This window comes from Streptomyces sp. NPDC059906 (genome assembly GCF_042730645.1).
GTDB lineage: Bacteria > Actinomycetota > Actinomycetes > Streptomycetales > Streptomycetaceae > Streptomyces > Streptomyces rubrogriseus.
This window is the reverse complement of sequence record NZ_JBHWKU010000010.1, coordinates 110,542-126,606: the sequence shown is the minus strand read 5'-3', so window position 1 is coordinate 126,606 and position 16,065 is coordinate 110,542. Positions and strand designations below refer to the sequence as shown.

Annotated in this window: 13 protein-coding genes; 8 read left to right on the top strand and 5 right to left on the bottom strand. The window is 71.9% G+C overall.

The features are described 5' to 3' along the window. Positions 1–7 precede the first annotated feature (7 nt). Together hpaE and hpaD are read left to right on the top strand one after the other, a co-directional pair. The gene (gene hpaE, locus ACFV9J_RS17755; protein WP_385355210.1) at positions 8–1,507 is read left to right on the top strand and encodes a 5-carboxymethyl-2-hydroxymuconate semialdehyde dehydrogenase; all 1,500 of its coding nucleotides are present in this window, start codon (positions 8–10) and stop codon (positions 1,505–1,507) included. A 19-nt stretch (positions 1,508–1,526) separates the two neighbouring features. Then, positions 1,527–2,552 carry a 3,4-dihydroxyphenylacetate 2,3-dioxygenase gene (gene hpaD / locus ACFV9J_RS17750; RefSeq protein WP_385355208.1) on the top strand — a complete coding sequence of 342 codons (1,026 nt, stop codon included), beginning with the start codon at positions 1,527–1,529 and terminating at the stop codon, positions 2,550–2,552. A gap of 58 nt (positions 2,553–2,610) precedes the next feature. On the opposite strand, the gene ACFV9J_RS17745 is transcribed toward hpaD, so the two are convergent. Genes ACFV9J_RS17745 through ACFV9J_RS17730 form a run of 4 tightly spaced genes read right to left on the bottom strand, consistent with a single transcriptional unit; the run spans position 2,611 to position 7,020 of the window. Beyond that, positions 2,611–3,855 carry a multidrug effflux MFS transporter gene (locus tag ACFV9J_RS17745; RefSeq protein ID WP_385355206.1) on the bottom strand — a complete coding sequence of 415 codons (1,245 nt, stop codon included), beginning with the start codon at positions 3,853–3,855 and terminating at the stop codon, positions 2,611–2,613. 32 nt (positions 3,856–3,887) lie between these two features. Continuing rightward, a complete protein-coding gene (locus tag ACFV9J_RS17740) occupies positions 3,888–4,919 on the bottom strand; it encodes an alpha/beta hydrolase fold domain-containing protein (protein ID WP_385355204.1) in 1,032 nt (343 codons plus the stop codon). A 2-nt stretch (positions 4,920–4,921) separates the two neighbouring features. After that, the gene (locus tag ACFV9J_RS17735; RefSeq protein ID WP_385355202.1) at positions 4,922–5,884 is read right to left on the bottom strand and encodes an aldo/keto reductase; all 963 of its coding nucleotides are present in this window, start codon (positions 5,882–5,884) and stop codon (positions 4,922–4,924) included. A gap of 26 nt (positions 5,885–5,910) precedes the next feature. Continuing rightward, positions 5,911–7,020 carry a zinc-binding dehydrogenase gene (locus tag ACFV9J_RS17730; protein WP_385355200.1) on the bottom strand — a complete coding sequence of 370 codons (1,110 nt, stop codon included), beginning with the start codon at positions 7,018–7,020 and terminating at the stop codon, positions 5,911–5,913. 99 nt (positions 7,021–7,119) lie between these two features. On the opposite strand from ACFV9J_RS17730, the gene ACFV9J_RS17725 reads away from it, so the two are divergent. Further along, a complete protein-coding gene (locus ACFV9J_RS17725; RefSeq protein WP_385355197.1) occupies positions 7,120–8,517 on the top strand; it encodes an amidohydrolase in 1,398 nt (465 codons plus the stop codon). An 84-nt stretch (positions 8,518–8,601) separates the two neighbouring features. Here the strand turns inward: ACFV9J_RS17725 and ACFV9J_RS17720 are convergent, their stop codons facing one another. Beyond that, positions 8,602–9,342 (bottom strand): SDR family NAD(P)-dependent oxidoreductase, encoded by a 741-nt coding sequence (locus ACFV9J_RS17720; RefSeq protein ID WP_385355195.1) that lies wholly within the window; start codon positions 9,340–9,342, stop codon positions 8,602–8,604. 151 nt (positions 9,343–9,493) lie between these two features. Between ACFV9J_RS17720 and ACFV9J_RS17715 the strand changes: the two genes are divergently transcribed. The 5 genes from ACFV9J_RS17715 (at position 9,494) to ACFV9J_RS17695 (ending at position 16,056) form a co-directional block, all read left to right on the top strand. Next, positions 9,494–10,402 carry an aldo/keto reductase gene (locus ACFV9J_RS17715; RefSeq protein WP_385355193.1) on the top strand — a complete coding sequence of 303 codons (909 nt, stop codon included), beginning with the start codon at positions 9,494–9,496 and terminating at the stop codon, positions 10,400–10,402. 70 nt (positions 10,403–10,472) lie between these two features. Further along, entirely contained in the window at positions 10,473–11,480 is a 1,008-nt protein-coding gene (locus ACFV9J_RS17710) for a methyltransferase dimerization domain-containing protein (RefSeq protein ID WP_385355190.1), read from the top strand. A gap of 244 nt (positions 11,481–11,724) precedes the next feature. Beyond that, entirely contained in the window at positions 11,725–13,236 is a 1,512-nt protein-coding gene (locus ACFV9J_RS17705; protein ID WP_385355188.1) for an ABC transporter substrate-binding protein, read from the top strand. Between the two features lie 82 nt (positions 13,237–13,318). Then, entirely contained in the window at positions 13,319–14,260 is a 942-nt protein-coding gene (locus ACFV9J_RS17700) for an ABC transporter permease (RefSeq protein ID WP_385355186.1), read from the top strand. Beyond that, a complete protein-coding gene (locus ACFV9J_RS17695) occupies positions 14,257–16,056 on the top strand; it encodes a dipeptide/oligopeptide/nickel ABC transporter permease/ATP-binding protein (protein ID WP_385355184.1) in 1,800 nt (599 codons plus the stop codon). Before ACFV9J_RS17700 ends, ACFV9J_RS17695 begins: the two co-directional genes overlap by 4 nt. Positions 16,057–16,065: the final 9 nt, after the last annotated feature.

Here is a 16,065-nt window from a genome sequence, read left to right as displayed (position 1 = left end):
AGACGCCATGTCCACGAACCCGGCCGGGCACCGCCCGGACGACCTGCCCGAGCGGATCCGCCACTGGATCGGCGGCGCACTCCTCGACAGCGCCGACGGCCGCACCTTCCCCGTGTGCGACCCCGTCTCCAACTCCCCCTACGCCACCGCGGCGGCCGGCGGCCGCGCCGACGTGGAGCGCGCCGTCACCGCGGCCCGGACGGCCTTCCCCGCCTGGTCGAAGCTGGGCAACCGGGAACGCGCCCGGCTCCTGTACCGGATCGCCGACGCCGTCGAGGCGCGCGAGGAGCGCCTGGCCGCGCTGGAGACCTTCGACTCCGGCCTGCCCATCACCCAGGCCAGGGGCCAGGCCCGGCGGGCCGCCGAGAACTTCCGCTACTTCGGCGACGTCGTCGTCGCGCTCGGCGAGGAGGCCTTCCGGGCCGGCGACCAGCAGATCAACTACGTCGTCCGCAGCCCCGTCGGCGTCGCGGGGCTCATCACCCCCTGGAACACGCCCTTCATGCTGGAGAGCTGGAAGCTGGCCCCGGCGCTGGCCTCCGGCTGCACCCTCGTCCTCAAGCCGGCCGAGTGGACTCCGCTGTCCGCGAGCCTGTGGCCCGAGATCCTCGACGAGGCCGGTGTGCCGGCCGGCGTGGTCAACATCGTCCACGGCATCGGCGGGGAGGCGGGACAGGCCCTGGTGGACCACCCGCAGGTGCCGCTGATCTCCTTCACCGGCTCCACGGACACCGGCCGGCACATCGTCCGCAGCTCCGCCGCGCACCTGAAGACCACGTCGATGGAGCTGGGCGGCAAGTCCCCGGTCGTGCTCTTCGCCGACGCCGACCTCGACGCGGCCCTGGACTCGGTCGTCTTCGGCGTCTTCTCGCTCAACGGCGAACGCTGCACCGCGGGCTCCCGCGTCCTGGTGGAGCGCCCCGTGTACGAGGAGTTCACCCGCCGCCTGGCCGAGCGCGCCGAACGCGTACGGGTCGGCCTGCCCGCCGACCCGGCCACCGAGGTCGGCGCGCTGGTGCACGCCGAGCACTACGCGCGCGTCCTGGAGTACGTCGAGACCGGGCAGCGGGAGGCCAAGCTGGTGGCCGGCGGCGCCCGCCCCGAGCACCTGCCGGAGGGCAACTACCTCCAGCCGACCGTCTTCGCCGACGTCCCCCGTGACGCCCGCATCTTCCAGGAGGAGATCTTCGGCCCGGTCGTGGCCGTCGCCCCCTTCGACGACGAGGCGGAGGCCGTGGAACTGGCCAACGCCACCGAGTACGGCCTCGCGGCCTACGTGTGGACGTCCGATCTCAAGCGCGGACACCGCGTCGCACACGCGGTCGAATCCGGTATGGTCTGGATCAACTCCCACAACATCCGCGACCTGCGGACCCCCTTCGGCGGAGTGAAGTCCTCCGGTCTGGGCCGGGAGGGCGGAGCGCACAGCATCGACTTCTACACCGAGTCGAAGATCGTCCACGTCATGCTCGGCGAGCCCCACACCCCCCGCTTCGGCGCGTCCTGACCCCCAAGGAGCCGTACCCATGAGTACACCTCCCGACGTCGTCCGCTCCGCCTACGCCCAGCTGGTCGTCACCGACCTGGACCGGGCGCGCTGGTTCTGGGGCGACATGCTCGGTTTCCACATCCAGTACGAGGACGAGACCCTGCTGTGCCTGCGCGGCACCGACGAACTCACCCATCACTCCCTCGTGCTGCGCAAGGGGGAGACCGCGGCCCTGGACCACATCTCCTACCGGGTCCGCACCCCCGAGGACGTCGACCGCGCCGAACAGTACTTCCGCGCCCTCGGCCGGCCCGTCCGCCGCGTTCCCAAGGGCGCGGGCACCCCGGGCGTCGGCGACGCCGTCCGGGTCGTCGACCCGCTCGGCTTCCCGGTGGAGTTCTTCCACGGCATCGAGCGCGCCGAGCGCCTCATCCAGCGCTACGACCTGCGCCGCGGCGCCGAGATAGCCCGCCTGGACCACTTCAACATCTGCACCCCCGACATACCCGCCGCCTACGCCCACTACAAGGCACTCGGCTTCGGCTGCTCGGAAACCATCGAGGGCGACGAGCACGAGCTGTACGCGGCCTGGATGTACCGCAAGCAGACCGTCCACGACGTCGCCTTCACCGGCGGCGCGGGCCCCCGGCTGCACCACGTGGGCGTCGCCACCCACGAGTCCCACCAGGTGCTGCGCACCGCCGACCTCTTCGGCTCGCTGCGCCAGGAGCACCACATCGAGCGCGGCCCCGGCCGGCACGGTGTCTCCAACGCCTTCTACCTCTACCTGCGCGACCCCGACGGCCACCGGGTGGAGATCTACACCTCCGACTACTACACCGGCGACCCCGACCACGAGACCTACCGGTGGAACGTCCACGACGACCGCCGCCGCGACTTCTGGGGCAACGCGGTGATCGAGTCCTGGTACAAGGAGGCGTCCGGGGTCCTCGACCTCGACGGCCGCCTCCAGCCCGTCGCCGAGGCGGTGCTGGACGAGTCCGCCGTACAGGTCGGCGCCGACGGCCTGGGCATCGTCGAGCCGGGCGGCCAGGACGGCTGACACACCGACGCCGAAGGGCCGGACCGCACGCGGTCCGGCCCTTCGGCTTGGGCGGTCGTCAGTGACGGGCGCCGCGATGCTCCCCCGCCCCGTCGCAACGGTGTGCGCGGGCCGGCGGACGGTCACCGTCCCGACGCAGCCGGGGCCGTACGGCGGTCCACACGAGCAGGCACGCGACGCCGGTGGCGACGGACATGGTGAGGGCCATCGTCAGGTCGGCCGCCCCGCCGAGCGCGACGACGGGCGCGACCACCGGGCCCACGGCGAAGCTCGACATGCCGAGCAGCGCCGCCGCCGTACCGGCGCGGTCACCGTGCCCGGAGAGGGCGAGCGCCGAACTGTTGGGGCTGATGACGCCGTAGCAGAACAGCACCAGCGCGAGCACGAGCAGCAGCGCGGTCAGACCGGCACCGGCGACCACCGTGCCGAGCAGGCCCAGCGCGCCGACGGCGGTCGCCGTCGTGCCGAGGACGTACATGCGCGCGGGTCCGGCCCGGCGGACGACACTCCGGTTGAACAGCGAACCGAACACCGCGACGACCGCGTTCGCCGCGAAGACGGCACCGAACGCCTGGGGGCTGAGGTGGAAGCCGTCCTGCAGCACGAAGCTGATGGACGCCAGGTAGGTGAAGAAGGCCGTGCCGGTGCACGCCCCCACCAGCAGGTAGCAGACGAAGAGGCGGTCGCGCAGGACCGTGCCGAACCGCCGTCCGGTCTCGGCGAAACCGCCCGCGTGCCGTGCACCGGCCGGCAGGGTCTCGGGCAGCAGCGTGCCCGCGACGACCAGGAGTACGGCGCCGACGCCGGCCAGGACGACGAACAGGCCCCGCCAGTCCATGACCGCGGCGAGCTGCCCACCCGCCACCGGCGCGACGATCGGGGCCAGTGCCCCGACCAGCCCGAGCAGGCTGAGCAGCCGCGCCAGCTCGATGCCGGACGCGGTGTCCCGGGCGGCGGCGAGGGCGACGACGATCCCCGCCGAACCGGTGAGACCTTGCAGGAACCGCGTCACGAGCAGGATCTCGATCGTGGGCGCGAACGCGCACAGCAGCGAGAACACCGTGAAGAGGGCGATGCCCCACAGCAGGGGCCGCCGTCTGCCCAGCCGGTCGCTGAGCGGACCCGTCACGAGCTGGCCGAGCGCGAGCCCGAGCATGCACACCGACATGGACGCCTGGGCGAGGCTGTCACTGGTGTGCAGGTCCTTGGCGAGCTGGGGCAGCAGCGGCATGGAGAGGTCCATCGACAGCGGCCCGAACACCTCCAGCGACCCCAGGACGAACGCGGCGCGGCGCGCGCTCATGACACGCGCCGCGCCGCGTTCCGCGGATGCGGTCACCGGGACCGGCCGTCGGTGTGCAGGACCCGCCGCATCCAGGACTCCCGGGAGGTCACGGCGGCCCGGGACACCTCGGCGTCCGGGGAGAAGCCCGTGAAGCCGTGGTAGCCGCCGGACCAGACGTGCAACTCCGCCTGCCCGCCGGTGGCCCAGATCCGGGTGGCGTAGTCGACCGCCTCGTCGCGGAACACCTCGGCCGCGCCGACCGAGATGTAGGCGGGAGGCAGCCCGGACAGGTCGTCGGCGCGGGCGGGCGCCGCGTAGGGGGAGACGGCGTCGGTGCCCCGGTCCGCGCCCAGCAGCGCGTCCCACGCCGTGTCGTTGTTGTTGCGGTCCCAGATGCCGATGCCGTCGTACTGCCGGCTCGACACCGTGGTGTTGCGGTCGTCGAGCATCGGACAGTCCAGCAGCTGCCCGGCCAGGGCCGGCCCGCCGCGGTCCCGGGCCATCAGGGCCAGCGCCGCGCTCAGGCCGCCGCCCGCGCTCGCCCCGCCGACCAGGAGGCGGTCGGGGTCCGCACCCAGGGCGGCGGCGTTCTCGGCGAACCAGACCAGACCGGCGTAGCAGTCCTCCGCGGCGGCGGGCGCGGGATGCTCGGGGGCGAGCCGATACTCGACGCTCACGGCGACGGCACCGGAATTCACGACCTCCTCGACCAGCCCGGCGATGCCGAAGAAGCGGTTGCCGAGCACCATGCCGCCCCCGTGGATGCCGTAGATGCCGGGCGCGTCGCGGGCACCCCCACGAGGACGCAGGACCGTCAGCTCCACCTCCGGCGCGCCGGCCGGACCGGCCACGCTCACGTGCTCGAAGTCCACCGGGTTCGCGCCGATGGCCTCCTCGACGGGCGGCACGATCGTGGCGAAGTGCGCGCGGTTGGCGAGGATCGTGTCCGACCGCAGCGGAATCCGCTCGATGAGTTCGCGGCAGGCCGCGAGGCCCGGTTCGAGGTGCGGGTCGTAGGGGACCGGTACGGGGACGGCGCCGGGCCGTGGCCGCGAGGGGGTCGTGTGTCGTGGTGTGGTCACGGTCAGGGGCCTTCCGGGTCCACGATGCCGCGATCGCACCAGAACGGGTCGACGAGGGACCGCAGTTCGTCGGCCCCGACGCGCCGCACCAGCTCCAGGGCGCCGAGGTTCTGCCGGACCTGCTCCAGCCGGGTGGCACCGACGAGCGTCGTGACGTTGGCGGGATGGCTCAGCGTGAACGCGATCGCGAGCTGCGCGGGCGTGGTGCCCAGCTTGCCGGCGAGTTCCGTGACGCCCGCAACGGTCGCCACGATCGCGTCGCGGATCGCACCGGGGTCGCGGCCGATCTCCCGGCCGGGTGTGGTGCGCCCGGCGAGGATGCCGCCCTCCAGGACGTCGGACGCCTGCATGCCGAACCCTTCGGCGAACAGCTCCGCGAACGGCTCCCCGTCGGGGATCGCGCGCCGTGCCAGGCTGTACTTCAGCTGCGCGATCTGCGGTCCGGGAACTCCACGTTCGGCGGCGATCCGGCGCAGGGCGCGGATGTTCGAGGCCGACCAGTTGTTGACGCCCCAGGCGCGGATCAGCCCGTCCCGGGTGAGGCCGGCCAGGTCGTCGACCAGGTCCTCCAGGCGTACGTCGTCGCGCCGCAGGTCGCCGAGGACCACCAGGTCGGCGTGGTCGAGCCCGGTCCGCAGGAACGCGTTCTTCAGCTGCGGGGCGAACCCGTCGGCGCCGAAGCCCTCGATCCACAGCTTCACCGACGCCAGGTAACTGTCCCTGGGGGCTCCGGTGGCCCGCATGATCGCGCCCCACAGCACGTCGGTGAAGACGGGGGGCGCGCCGGGCAGGCCGTACACACCGACGTCGAACAGGTTGACGCCCTCGTCGAGTGCGTGCCGCACCATGGCGACGGCGTCCGCGAAGTCCATCCGGTCGAAGGTGTGCCACGAGCCGAGGGACAGCACCGACGCCTCGAGGTCGCTGGTGCCGATCCGGCGCCGGGGGAGCGGGGTGGTGGTCATGTGCGTGGTTCCTTTCTCCGGACCGCTCAGGCGAGCCGGGGATCGATGACGGCCTTGATCTCCTCGTGCCGGTGCATCGCGGCGATGCGGGCGGACGCCTCGGAGAGGCCGACGGGCTTGCCGAACAGCCTGTCCCAGGGCATGCGGTCGGCGAACGAGGTGAAGAATCCGATGGCCTCGTGGTAGTCGGCGATGTCGCCGTTGAGGGAACCGGTGATGCTCAGTTCCTTGCCCATCACCGTGCCCAGCGCGAGGGGTTCGGCGTCCGGACCGGTGCTGCCCACGACGACGACGCGGCCGCGTTGCGCGGCCATCTCCACCGCCTCCCGGCCCACCGACGGAGCGCCGGCGAAGTCGAGGACCAGGTCGGCACCGCGGCCGCCGGTCAGCTCCCGCACCCGGTCGACCACGGCCTCCGAGCCGTCGGCGATGTCCACCGTCTCGTCGGCGCCGAACTCGTGGGCCAGCGCGAGCCGTTCTGGGGGCGCGCCGACGGTGATCACGCTGCCGGCGCCGCTGAGATACGCCACCGCCGTCGCGAACAGGCCGAGCGCCCCCGAACCCTGGACGACGACGCGGGACCCGGGGCGCACCCCGCCGGCCCGCGAGAACGCCCTGAGCACGGTCTTCGCCGCACAGCCCGCCATCGCGGCCCAGGTGTCGGGGATCTCCGGTGGCAGCAGCAGCTTGGCCGCGCCCGGGACGACATAGGCGTACTCGCACAGGCCGGCCGTGGCGTGCGGCGGGACGTCGGCACGCTGCAGGAACCCGTAGCCCCGTGCGGAGCAGGCGACCGGTTCGCGCAGCACCGTGCAGCCGTGGCACGCGCCGCAGGTCGACTCCGACCAGCCGATGCGGTCACCGACGGACAGCTCGCGGCCCAGTGCGTCCCGGGTGTCCTCGCCGAGTGCGACGATCTCGCCGACCATCTCGTGGCCGAGCACCATCGGCAGCATGCCGGGGAAGGTCATCCTGCCCGACCAGATCTCGATGTCGGTGCCGCACAGGGTTGTGCAGACGATGCGCACGACGGCGGCGCCGCGTTCCGGTCCGGGCGGCAGGGGCAGGTCGGTGAGGTCCAACGAAGCGCCGTGCGCGGTGAGTACGGCGGCGCGTGTCGAGGAGGGAAAGTCCATCACAGCTCCTTCGTATCGAGCGGATCAAGGGCTCGACGATGGGTTAGTCTACGACTGTCGACTCAAATGTCGAGACCCTGAGAGCGACGAGGAGCACCCGTGCGCACAGCCGACGGAGACGCCCGAACTGCACCGGCCGACCTGATCCTGCGAGGGGGTGTCGTCCATACCCTGGAGCCGGACAGCCGCAGGGCGACGGCCGTCGCCCTGCGCGACGGGACCGTCGCCCGGGTCGGTGACGACCCCGAGGTGCTGGCGCTCGCCGGCCCGGCCACCGAGGTCGTGGACCTGGCCGGACGTGCCGTCCTGCCCGGCATCAACGACGCCCATCTGCACGCCACCTGGCTGGGCGCCATGTGGCCCGACACCCTCTTCGGCGACCACGCCGTCCCGGGCGCGCCCCGGGAGCGCCCGCTCCTCGACGACGCCCAGCGCCGCCGGGCCATCCTGCGCGCCGGGGAACTCGCCGCCTCGCTCGGCATCACCAGCTACACCGAGCCCGGCCTCGGCCCCGGCGAGGACCACGGGCCGACCGGCGCCTTCGGCACCTCGGTCGCCGAGCAGTACCGCGCGCTCGCGGCCGAGGGGAAGCTCCGGGCCCGGGTCACCGTCCTGTGGCTGTACGGCGAGCTCGACGGGCCGAGCGACCTGGAGCACTTCCTCACCGGACTGGCCGCCACCGACGGCGCGACCAGCGACCCGCGGTGGCTGCGGTTCGCGGGCGTCAAGATATTCGCCGACGGCATCCCGCCGATGCGGTCGGCCTACACGCACCACTGCTACGCCGACGGCGTCAGACCGTCCCTCCTCGTGGCGGGCGCCGACGACGCCGAGCGCGAGGCCAACCTGACGCGGATGATCGTCGCCGCGCACCGTGCGGGCAGGCAGGTGGGCGTGCACGCCACCGGGGACCGGTCCATCGACGTCGCACTCGACGCGGTCGAGCGGGCCAGGGCCGAGCACGATGCCGACCTGGGGCACTACATCATCCACGGCGACCTCGTCACGGGGCCCCAGCTGCGCCGGATGGCCGCACTCGGGGTGGGTCTCGACACCCAGCCGGAGATCGCGGTGCGCACGCGTTCCCTGGTGGACGACGCACTCGGCCCGGGCTCGGCGGCGGCGGCCTGGCCGCTCCAGGCGGCGTTCGACGCGGGCGTGTCCATGTGTCTGACCTCCGACGCGCCCGTGCTCTCCCCGGACTGGCGGCGCCAGATCGCCGCCGCCGACGAGTGGATGGGGGCCGCGGCCGATCCGCGGGCGCGGATGGAGCGGCTCCTGCGCTGCTACACGGTGGAGCCGGCCCGCCAGGACGCCGCCGCGTCCTGGAAGGGAACACTCGCGCCGGGGATGGCGGCCGACCTGTGCGTCCTGGCGGCGGACCCGCTCTCCCTGAGCCCCGCCGAACTGCCCGACGTCGAGGTGGAACTGACCGTGGTGGACGGCGAGGTCGTCCATGAGCACGGGGTGCGCGTCCCGCAGGCGGAGAGCGTCTGATCCCCGGCCGGCCGTGTGACTTGCCGCGGCCCCGGAGCGGCCCGCTCGCCCGCTCCGGGGCCGCCGTGGCCACCCGCCCGCCGCCTACGTGAGCAGCTGGCCCCCGTCCACCGGAAGGCTGGTACCCGTGATGTGCGCGGCGGTGTCTCCGGCGAGGAAGACGGCCGCCGCGGCGACGTGGTCCACCGCGGCCAGCCGCTTCAGCGGGATGCGGTCCTCCCACGCCCTGCGCTGCGGCGAGCCCTCCGGCATGCCGGCCGCCAGCATCTCGGTGAGCACCGGGCCGGGCGCCACGGCGTTGACGCGGATGCCGTGCCCGGCCAGCTCGATCGCGGCCCAGCGGGTGAGCGCGTCCACGGCCGCCTTGCTGCTCTCGTAGCCGCCCATGCCCGGGGTCGGCTGCCGCCCGCCGATCGAGGAGATGTTGACGACCGCCCCGGCGACACCGGCGTCGACCATCCGCCGGGCCGTGTGCTGCGTCATCAGGAACGTGCCCACCACATTGGTGCGCAGGATGGTGTCCAGGTCGGCGCCGGGCAGCTCCAGCAGTGCTCCGTGCAGGGTGAGCAGTCCGGCGTTGTTCACCAGCACCTCGACCGGCCCGAACCGGTCCTGGACCGCGTCCAGTCCACGGGCGACCGAGCGCTCGTCGGTGATGTCGAGGGCCAGGTCGTGCACGCCCAGGTCCTCGGCCGTCGCCGTGACGCGCTCCGCGTCCCGGTCGGCGATCACCACTGTGTCCCCGGCCGCCGCGAAGGCCGCCGCCACCCCCCGGCCGATCCCGCCCGCTCCGCCGGTCACGAGCACGGTGCGTGTGCGCTTCATCTTCACTCCCCTCGCGCCGAGACCTCTGTCACGGCGGTCCGATTTATAGTATACAAGCGTAGACGAAAAAGCCGAGGCTTCGGGAGGAGCTTTGAGCGCTCAACAGTCTGTTCCCCGCCGCCGGTTGGGGCCCGATGGCCCTGATGTGCCGGTGCTGGCGCTGGGGTCATGGAACACCTGGGACCGGATGGACTTCGACGACGCGGTGTCCCTGGTCGCCCGGGCCGCCGAACTGGGCTGCGCCTTCTTCGACGTCGCGCACTACGACATGGGCCCCCACGCGGAGAACGCCCGCACGGACCTGATCTTCGGCCGCGCCGTACGGGAGGCCGGACTGGCGCGCCCCGACTGGCAGTTCTGCGGGAAACTCTGGCTCTGGGACTATCCCGGCACCGGATTCGCGCAGCAGCTGGACACGTCCCTGGAACGGATCGGGGTCGAGCGGGCCGACATGGTCGTCGTCGGGGACTATCTCGGCGACCTCGACGTCGAGCGGGTCGTCACCGACGTCGCCGAGCAGATCGACGCGGGCCGGTTCACCACCTGGGGCGTGAACAACTGGCGCTACCCCGACCTGCGGGCGGCGATCGACACCGCCCGTGCGCGGGGACTGGTGCCACCCTCGTTCGCCCAGCTCAAGTACGGCCTGGTCCGCAGGTCGATGGCCGAGGGCCGCTACTACGCCCCGCTGTTCGAGTCCGGCGAACTGGCCCTCCAGGCGTCCGACGTCTTCGAGGGCGGCATCCTGGCCGGCAAGCTCCGTCCGGACCGCAAGATCGGCGCCGACGTCGGCGGCATCCGGGAGCGCATCGCCGCGTCCTACGGCGAGGTGCGCCGGCTGGCCGACGCGTTCGGCGCCTCGCCCGCGCAACTGGGCATCGCCTTCTGCCTGGCCAACCCCGCGACCGCGAACGTCCTCGTCGGTGTGTCCAGGCAGGCGCAACTGGAGGACAACGTCCAAGCCGTCGCGCTGCTCGAACGGGTCGGCGCCCCGGCGCTGCGCCGTGCCGTGGCGGACCTGTGGCTCGACCGCGACGTCGCCGCGGACGGCACCTGGTGACCGTGGCGGCGCCCGGCCGACGCCCACAGCCCCGCCCCACCGTCGTACTACACCACTTCAGGAGAACCTCATGACCACGTCCGAATCGCCCGTCACCTTCACCACGTCTGCCGCCCCCGACCGCATCGTCGACATCGCGATCGGATACATGGGAGCCAAGCAGCTCTTCGCCGCCGCCCGCACCGGCCTCTTCCGCGCCCTCGCCGAAGGGGAGCGCGACGTGGCCCAACTCGCCTCCGTGACCGGTCTCAGCGAGCGGATGGCCCGGATCCTCGCCGACGCCATGAACGGACTGGGGCTGCTGGAGCGCGAGGGGGGCCGCTACCGGCTGGCACCGGACGCCGCCGCCCACCTGACGGGCGAGGGCGAACTGGACCTGCACCCCTTCCTCGGCTTCCTGAACGAGATCAGCTACGGGCACTGGCTGCAGTTCGACACCACGGTCGACACGGCCAAGCCCGGCGAACTGGAGATGGACGAGGGGCGCTGGGGGACCTTCATGGGCGGCGTCATGCGGTACAACGCACTGCACGCCGCCATGCTGGCCCGGTCCTTCGACTTCGGGCCCTACCGGAACCTGCTGGACCTCGGCGGCCTCTCGCCGGACTTCACCCTCGGGGCCCTGCGGGCCAACCCCGGACTGAGGGCCCGCTTCGTCTTCGACCCGGCCTCCACCGAGTCGCTCACCGAGGCGCTCGACGCGGCGGGTCTCGCCGACCGGGCGACGGTCGATCCCGCGCCCACCGACACGGCCCGGCCGGGCGGCGAGCACGACCTCGTGATGGTCAATCACGTGATCCACCGGTTCACCGCCGAGCAGAACCGCGCCATTCTCGCCAACGCCCGTGCCGCCGCCCGCCCCGGCGCGACCCTGCTCCTGCTCGACTTCCTGCTGGACGACGACGACCGCCAGCGCCCGATCGACGCGCTGCACGCCGGCGAGTACTTCGTCATCGACGGCACGGTCGTCTACCCGGAGTCCGACGTCACCGCCTGGCTGGAGGCGGCGGGCTGGCGCCGGCGCGAGGTGATCGCACTGCCCGGAAGTCCGCGCGTCGTCGTCGCAGAGGCCGTCTGACCTGCACTTCGTTGCTCGGGCTCGACCTGGCTCCGCCGCTTGCCAATTGGCTGTGGCGGAGCCATTGTCTTTTTCGCCGACGCCCGTAGACTAACGGCCACGACACGTGAGGTGGCGGGCAGGGGAACACTTCCGCGCACCCACTCCCCATCTGTGCGCCGAGCGCTGTGACGGCGAGAGGGCGGGCGGTTTCCCCTCCCGGATCGATCTGGCCAGCGCCCCTTCTTACGCGAGAGAAGACTCCATGAAGCGAATCTGGAGAGCCACACTCGTCGCGGTCGCCGCGTTCGCGATGGCCGCGTGCACGAACACCACCACGCCCACCGGGTCCACCGCCGACGAGGACATCAAGATCGGCACCCTCCTCGACGTCACGTCCTGGGACCCGGCCCAGGCCGACATCGGCTTCGACGGCCCCTACCTGTCGGCCCTCTACGACCCGCTGGTCGCCCTGGACAAGAACTCCAAGCCCGTCCCCGGACTCGCCAAGGCATGGAAGTACTCGCCGGACCACCTGACGCTCACCATGGACCTGCGCACCGGCGTGAAGTTCACCGACGGGCAGGTCTTCGACGCCACGGCGGCGGTGAAGAACCTCCAGCACCTCAAGGCCGGCGTGCGCTCCGGTGCGACCTACGCCAACGTCGGCGATATCGAGAAGGTCGACGAGGACACGATCGCCCTCCACCTGAAGAAGAAGGACGACGCCCTCCTCTACTACATGGGCGTGGGGCGCAGCTGGATGGCCTCGCCCGCCGCCATCGAGGCCGGCTCGCTCGCCACCCAGCCGGTCGGCTCGGGCCCGTACACCTACGACAAGGGCAAGTCGACGCCGGGTTCGGAGTACGTCTTCAGCAAGAAGTCCGGGCACTGGGACGACAAGACCTATCCCTTCGCCAGCGTGCACGTGCTGCCCATCGCCGACCCGACCGCCAGCTTCAACGCCATGCTCTCCGGCCAGCTGGACATCGCCTACGCCAACGCCCAGGACATCCCCCGGGCCAAGGACAACGGCTGGAACATCGCGTCGGACGTCGCCACCTGGGTGGGTATCCAGTACACCGACCGCACCGGGAAGCAGCTGAAGCCGCTGGGCGACATCAGGGTGCGACGGGCCCTCAACCACGCCTTCGACGGTGCGGCCATGCTCAAGTCCGTGGGCCAGGACGCCGGGGTGGCGACCAACCAGGTGTTCCCCGCCCGCCGGCCGGTGTACGACGCGGCGCTCAACGACCGGTACGCGTTCGACCTGGACAAGGCCAAGCAGCTCATGGCCGAGGCCGGCTACCCGGACGGGTTCAAGGTGACGATGCCGATGTCGTCGATCTTCCAGCCGTGGCAGCCCTCCGTCCAGCAGACCCTCGGCAAGCTCGGCATCAAGGTCACCTGGAAGAACATGTCGCCGCCCGACTACCAGAAGAACGCCGCCACCTACCCGATGTTCATCGCGGTCCTCGCCCTCGACTCCAACCCGGCGGCCTCGGTGGACGGCCGGATCACCTCCGAGCAGTGGTTCAACCCGAACCCCTCGACCGAGGACTTCCCCAAGGTCGACGAACTGGTCGGCAAGATCGAGGAGGCCACCGGCGAGGCACAGCTGCCGCTGATCCGCCAACTCAACGAGGAGATCACCGACCAGGCATGGCAGGACGTCTGGTACCAGGCGAACAACACCTACTTCAGCGTCAAGGGCATCAAGGTCACCCCGATCACCGGAATGATGTTCCCGACCCTGCGGTTCGTCCAGCGCGGCTAGTACCTGTTCCGGCGCAGCTGGTACCTGTTCCGGCGCGGGCCGCCCGGCCGACGGGCGGCCCCGCCCTCAGAGGGGCCCCTACATGATCAGATTCACGATCCGGCGACTGCTGTCGGGAGTAGTCCTCCTGCTCGTCGTCTCGTCCGCCACCTTCTTCCTGGCGCACCTGGCCATCGGCGACCCCACCGCCGGCCTGCTCGGAAACAACGCCACACCGGCCCAACGGGCGGCGCTGCACGAGCGGCTCGGCCTGGACCGCCCCCTGTTCACCCAGTTCTGGGACTGGTTCTCGCACGCCGTCCGCGGCGACTTCGGTACGTCGTGGCGCAACTTCCAGCCCGTCTCGGACCAGATCGCCCTGCGCGTCCCGGTCACGCTCTCGGTCGTGCTGGCCGCCACGCTCCTCGCCGCCGTCGTCGGACTCGCCGTCGGCATCGCCACCGGGCTGCGGCCGGGCGGCGTACTCGCCCGCGTGCTCAAGCTCGCCTCGGTCGTGCTGTTCGCCCTCCCCGGGTTCTGGGTCAGCCTCATGCTCGTCATGACGTTCGCGGTCCGGCTCAAGTGGTTCCCCGCGGTGGGCTACGTCCCGCTGACCCAGTCACCCTCCGCGTGGCTCAGCTCCATCACCCTGCCGTCGGTCGCCCTGGCCCTCGCCGCGATCGTGATGATCGCCGAACAGCTGCGCAACGGCTTCCTCGAGGTCGGCAAGCAGGACTTCGTCCGGACCCTGCGGGCCCGCGGCCTGTCCTCCCGCCGGGTGACCCTGCACGTGCTGCGCAACGCCTCACCCGCCGCGCTCACCGTCCTCGCGGTGATGTTCGTCGGGCTGCTCGGCGGCGCCATCGTCGTCGAGATCATCTTCAACCTCCCGGGCATCGGCAGCCTCACCCAGTCGGCCTCCCAGATCGGCGACATCCCGATCCTGCTCGGCCTGACCGCCGTCACCGTCGTCTTCGTCGTCCTCATCAACTTCCTGCTCGACCTGGTGCTCGGGTGGATCAACCCGAAGGTGCGCGAGATATGACAGACGCCGTACTCCCCGCTCCGGACGAACCCGTCCGCGCCCATCAGCGACTCTGGTCGCGGTATCTGCGCCGCCCGCTCGGCGTCGCCGCCCTCGTGGTGTTCGTTCTCGTCGTCCTCGTGGGGCTGTTCGCCCCGCTGCTGGCCCCGCACGACCCCAACCTCGTCGACTACAACCTCACCCAGGCCCCGCCCAGCGCCGAGCACCTGATGGGCGGCGACTCCGCCGGCCGGGACATCTTCAGCAGGCTGCTGTACGGCGCCCGCACCACCGTCTACGGAGCCGCCGTCGCCTGCCTGGTGGGCGTGGGGCTCGGCGTGCCCGCGGGCGTGGCCGCCGGGTACTTCGGCGGCGTGGCCGACCGGATCTGCTCATGGATCAGCGACGGCGTGCAGTCCGTGCCCGGCATGATCGTCCTCCTCATCGTCGCCGCGGGCACCGGCGCCGACTTCACGGTGCTGATGGTGACGGTCGGCGCGTTCATGGCACCCGGCTACTACCGCATCTCCCGCTCCAGGGCACTCTCCGTGCGCAAGGAGCCCTACGTCGACGCGGCCCGCGTCGCGGGCCTCACCCACGCCGGGATCCTGCGCGCGCACATGCTCCGGGCCGTCCGCGCCCCCGTCATCATCCAGTCGGCGCTCACCGCGGGCATCGCGATGGGCATGCAGACCGGCCTGCAGTTCCTCGGCGTGGGCACCGCGTCCACCCCCGACTGGGGCCAGATGATGAACGACGGGTTCCGCACCATGGGGACCCATCCGCTGATCCTCCTGTGGCCGTCCCTCGCACTGGGCCTCACGATCGCCGCCCTCGCGTTCATGGGCTCGACCCTCGCCGACCTGGTGAGCGTACGCACCGAACCGGCGCCCCGCCGCCGCACCGAACCGCCCGGCGACACACAGACCGGGGCGACGTGCGCGACCAGCGGCGAACTGGCGCACACCGTCGAGCAGAGCGCGCTGCGCATCGAGAACCTTCGCGTCGGCTACGACACGGCACAGGGCGACAAGCAGGTCGTACGCGGGGTCAGCCTGGACGTCGCCCCCGGGGAAGTACTCGGCATCGTCGGCGAGTCGGGGTCCGGCAAGTCGCAGACCATGTTCTCCGCACTGGACCTGCTGCCCGCGGACGCCCGTACGGCCGCCGACGGCATCTGGATCGGCGGCCGGGCCGTCGGCGACCTGCCGCGCTCCGGGCGCCACGCACTGCTGGGCACCCGGATCGGCTACGTGCCGCAGGAGCCGATGAGCAACCTCGACCCCTGCTACACCGTCGGCCACCAGCTCACCGAACCGCTGCGCGCGGTGCACGGACTGAGCAGGGCCGAGGCGCGGGCCCGCGCGCGCGAGGTGCTGCTGCGGGTCGGCATCACCGATCCCGACCGGGTGCTGGCCTCCTACCCGCACCAGGTGTCCGGCGGCATGGCGCAGCGCGTCCTGATCGCGGGGGCGGTCGCCGGAAAGCCGGACCTGCTGGTCGCCGACGAGCCGACCACGGCACTGGACGTCACGGTCCAGGCCGAGGTGCTCGAACTGCTGCGTGAACTGCAGCAGGAGTACGGGATGGCGCTCGTCATCGTCACGCACAACTTCGGCGTGGTCGCCGACATCTGCGACCGGGTCGCGGTCATGAAGGACGGCCGGGTCGTCGAGTCCGGCACGGTCGAGCAGATCTTCGCCGAACCCGGCGACCCGTACACCGCGGAGCTGATCCGCGCCTCGCAGGACGACACCGAGAGCCGCGACGACCTCGACGCGGCATGGCACGCGGCCGGGCGGAAGGTGCACACATGACAACGGAGG

Excerpts from the sequence above, each read along its gene's own strand:
- hpaE (WP_385355210.1), top strand. The coding sequence starts at position 8 with ATGTCCACGAACCCGGCCGGGCACCGCCCGGACGACCTGCCCGAGCGG.
- hpaD (WP_385355208.1), top strand. The coding sequence starts at position 1,527 with ATGAGTACACCTCCCGACGTCGTCCGCTCCGCCTACGCCCAGCTGGTC.
- ACFV9J_RS17745 (WP_385355206.1), bottom strand. The coding sequence starts at position 3,855 with ATGAGCGCGCGCCGCGCCGCGTTCGTCCTGGGGTCGCTGGAGGTGTTC.
- ACFV9J_RS17735 (WP_385355202.1), bottom strand. The coding sequence starts at position 5,884 with ATGACCACCACCCCGCTCCCCCGGCGCCGGATCGGCACCAGCGACCTC.
- ACFV9J_RS17730 (WP_385355200.1), bottom strand. The coding sequence starts at position 7,020 with ATGGACTTTCCCTCCTCGACACGCGCCGCCGTACTCACCGCGCACGGC.
- ACFV9J_RS17720 (WP_385355195.1), bottom strand. The coding sequence starts at position 9,342 with ATGAAGCGCACACGCACCGTGCTCGTGACCGGCGGAGCGGGCGGGATC.
- ACFV9J_RS17710 (WP_385355190.1), top strand. The coding sequence starts at position 10,473 with ATGACCACGTCCGAATCGCCCGTCACCTTCACCACGTCTGCCGCCCCC.
- ACFV9J_RS17705 (WP_385355188.1), top strand. The coding sequence starts at position 11,725 with ATGAAGCGAATCTGGAGAGCCACACTCGTCGCGGTCGCCGCGTTCGCG.
- ACFV9J_RS17700 (WP_385355186.1), top strand. The coding sequence starts at position 13,319 with ATGATCAGATTCACGATCCGGCGACTGCTGTCGGGAGTAGTCCTCCTG.
- ACFV9J_RS17695 (WP_385355184.1), top strand. The coding sequence starts at position 14,257 with ATGACAGACGCCGTACTCCCCGCTCCGGACGAACCCGTCCGCGCCCAT.